The organism is Chryseobacterium hagamense (genome assembly GCF_007991455.1).
GTDB lineage: Bacteria > Bacteroidota > Bacteroidia > Flavobacteriales > Weeksellaceae > Chryseobacterium > Chryseobacterium hagamense.
Map to the genome: position 1 here is coordinate 1 of NZ_BJYJ01000068.1, position 3,274 is coordinate 3,274.

Genomic DNA, 3,274 nt, shown 5'->3' on the forward strand with positions numbered 1-3,274 from the left:
TTTCCTTTCTACCGCCAGCCGGATTCTAAAGACTGTGGTCCTACATGCCTCCGTATCGTAAGCAAACATTACGGAAAAAGCATTTCCCTGCAACAGATTCGTAACCTCTCAGAAACAACCCGCGAAGGCAGCAGCCTGCTCGGCTTGAGCGATGCCGCTGAAGACTTGGGATTCCGCTCTTTGGGGGTTCAGATCAATTTTGAGTCTCTGGCTGATGAAGTCCCCCTTCCCTGCATTGTACACTGGAACAAAAATCACTTTGTCGTTGTTTACAAAATCGATAAACATAACAAAGTATACGTTTCCGATCCCGGTTACGGTTTAATAACCTACACAAGAGAGGAATTTATCAAACTGTGGATTGGCGAAAATGCAAATGAGAAAACAGAGGAAGGAATTGTTCTGATCCTGGAAACAACTCCCGCATTTTTCCAGACCGAATTTGATGATCAGGAAAGCAAAGCCAGCTTTTCTTTTCTTTCCAAATATTTATTAAAATACAAGTCACTTGTTATACAACTTGCTGTAGGACTTTTGGCAGGAAGTTTACTTTCCTTAATTTTTCCTTTCCTTACCCAAAGTATTGTTGATGTCGGAATTCAGAACCAGGATCTTAATTTCATTTATCTGGTCCTTCTTGCACAGATTATGCTGTTTATGGGAAGAATGGGAATTGAAATGATCAGGAGCTGGATTTTGTTACACCTTTCGGCAAGAATCAATATTTCCATTATTTCAGATTTCTTCATCAAACTGATGAAACTCCCCATTAGTTTCTTTGACACGAGAATGACGGGGGATATCATGCAGAGGATCAACGACCATCACCGGATCGAGCAGCTTTTAACAAGTTCGTCACTAAACACCCTGTTTTCATTGGTTAACCTGATTATATTCAGTATTGTCCTTTTGTTTTATGACTACAGACTGTTTATTGTCTACCTTTTCGGAGCAGCAGCTTACATCGGATGGATCAGCTTCTTTCTGGGCAGGAGAAAAGAACTGGATTATAAAAGATTTTCCCAGGTTTCCCAGGAACAGAGCAAGGTCATCGAGCTTATCAACGGGATGCAGGAAATTAAAATGCACAATGCTGAAAAACAGAAACGGTGGGACTGGGAATTTCTGCAGGTGAAACTGTTTAAAATAAGGATAAAATCGCTATCGTTAGAACAATGGCAATCGGTAGGTGGAAACTTTATCAACCAGATGAAAGATATTCTGGTAAGCTTTTTATCGGCTAAGCTGGTTCTGGAGGGTAATCTGACCCTGGGGATGATGCTTTCCGTTCAGTACATCATCGGGCAGCTGAACAGTCCGTTACTTCAGCTGATTGATTTCATCAAACAGACCCAGGATGCCAAAATTTCTCTGGAGAGACTGGGTGAGATTCATGATAAAGAAGACGAAGAGAACAAGGATGAACAATACAGCCATGAACTGCCTGGAAAGGATATTGAAATTGAAAATCTGTCTTTCCGGTATACCGGTTCTGATGTTCCCGTTTTTGAAAATTTAAGCCTGACCATTCCCTATCAGAAAACAACCGCTATTGTAGGGGCCAGCGGAAGCGGAAAGACAACACTGTTAAAATTACTGATGAAATTTTATGAACCGTCTGAAGGTGAAATCCGGCTTGGAAATACAAAGCTTAAAAATATTTCTCCCCGGTTCTGGAGAGACCATTGCGGGGTGGTGATGCAGGAAGGTTATGTATTCAATGATACCATAGCCAATAATGTCGCGGTCGGAGAAGATTATGTTGACAAGAATAAACTCAGACGTGCAGTGGAAATCGCAAACATTAAAGATTTTATTGAAGAACTTCCTTTAAGTTACAATACCAAAATCGGGAATGAAGGTCTTGGGGTAAGCGGTGGGCAGAAGCAAAGACTTTTTATTGCAAGAGCCGTCTACAAATCTCCCGAATACATCTTATTTGATGAAGCCACTTCTGCATTGGATGCCAATAATGAAAAAGTGATTATGGAAAACCTGGAGCAGTTTTTTAAAGGAAAAACGGCAATTGTAATTGCCCATAGACTGTCAACTGTAAAACATGCGGATAAAATCATTGTTTTAGACAAGGGTAAATTAGTGGAGGAAGGAAGCCATGCCGAACTGGTCGCATTAAGAGGCGAATATTACAGACTGGTAAAAAACCAGCTGGAACTTGGAAATTAATCATAGATCATAAGATCAAGCGGAATCCGAAAAGCTTACAGAGTAGGAATTAAATTAACCAAATCAAATTACTATGAAAAATCTGAAAAAACTATCCAGAGAGCATCTAAAATCGTTAAACGGAGGAGGCGCCGGTTTGTGCGGGGCTTATTTTCCGACAGAACCGCCACTTCCGGGCGAGCCTTTCGATTGCGGATGCAGCAATCTCCTATGGTGCGAAAAAAGAGGATCGTGCATTCACAGGAATATGTTCTCTTCACAGGTCTGTAATGACGGCTTGTAATGATGAATAGATTTTGATTCGATCTAATGTATGAAACAGCAATCTTCAATTTTTTTGAAGATTGCTTATATCTAAAATATGGAAAAAGACGTCTTAGACAATATTGAACTTCGCTCGGAAAGCGTTCAGGATATTCTTACACAACCACCCCACTGGATGATCCGTTGGGGAAATACCATGATCCTATTAATTCTGGTACTCATCTTAATCATGAGCTACGTTATCCGGTATCCCGAATTTATTCCGGCCCCGATTATCGTTACTTCTCAGAATCCGCCTGAAAAACTCGAAGCCAGATCTAATGCTAAAATTGAAAAAATCTTTATCAAAGAACATCAGCAGGTTAAAAAAGACCAGGTTTTGATGGTGTTGCAGTCAACGGCAAATTATGAAGACGTATTAAAGCTTAAGAATATAGTGGATTCAACAGCACCGGATCAGTTACTGTCATTTCCATTGAGCAAAGTTTCCCATTTCAAATTGGGAGAACTTCAAAGTGATTACAATAGCTTTGCGAAAGCATTTCAGGACGAAACTTTATTTACGAGACTACAACCTTATGCCCCGGAAAACCTGGCAGCTAACCAAAGCCTTTCTGAATACCGCCTGAGAATTGCGACAACAAAACAGCAGAAAAAACTCGAACAGGCAAAATATGAAATTACAAGAAAAAATTATCAACGTTCACAGGAATTATATAACCAGGGAGTTATTGCCTCTATGGAACTTGAAAATGAGAAAATAAAATTCCTGCAGGCTCAGCAGAATCTTGAAAATATCAACATCTCCCTTTCACAGATGGAAGAA

Annotated in this window: 3 protein-coding genes; all 3 read left to right on the forward strand. The window is 40.2% G+C overall.

The window, feature by feature from the left end; genetic code table 11:
- The coding region (locus tag CHA01nite_RS20195; RefSeq protein ID WP_146944775.1) for a peptidase domain-containing ABC transporter at positions 1-2,184 on the forward strand (2,184 nt) is incomplete at its 5' end.
- A gap of 73 nt (positions 2,185-2,257) precedes the next feature.
- On the forward strand, positions 2,258-2,467 hold the full coding sequence (locus CHA01nite_RS20200) for a bacteriocin-like protein (protein ID WP_146944777.1): 210 nt from the start codon (positions 2,258-2,260) through the stop codon (positions 2,465-2,467).
- Between the two features lie 78 nt (positions 2,468-2,545).
- A partial coding sequence (locus CHA01nite_RS20205) for an HlyD family secretion protein (RefSeq protein WP_373869033.1) occupies positions 2,546-3,274 on the forward strand: 729 nt, incomplete at its 3' end.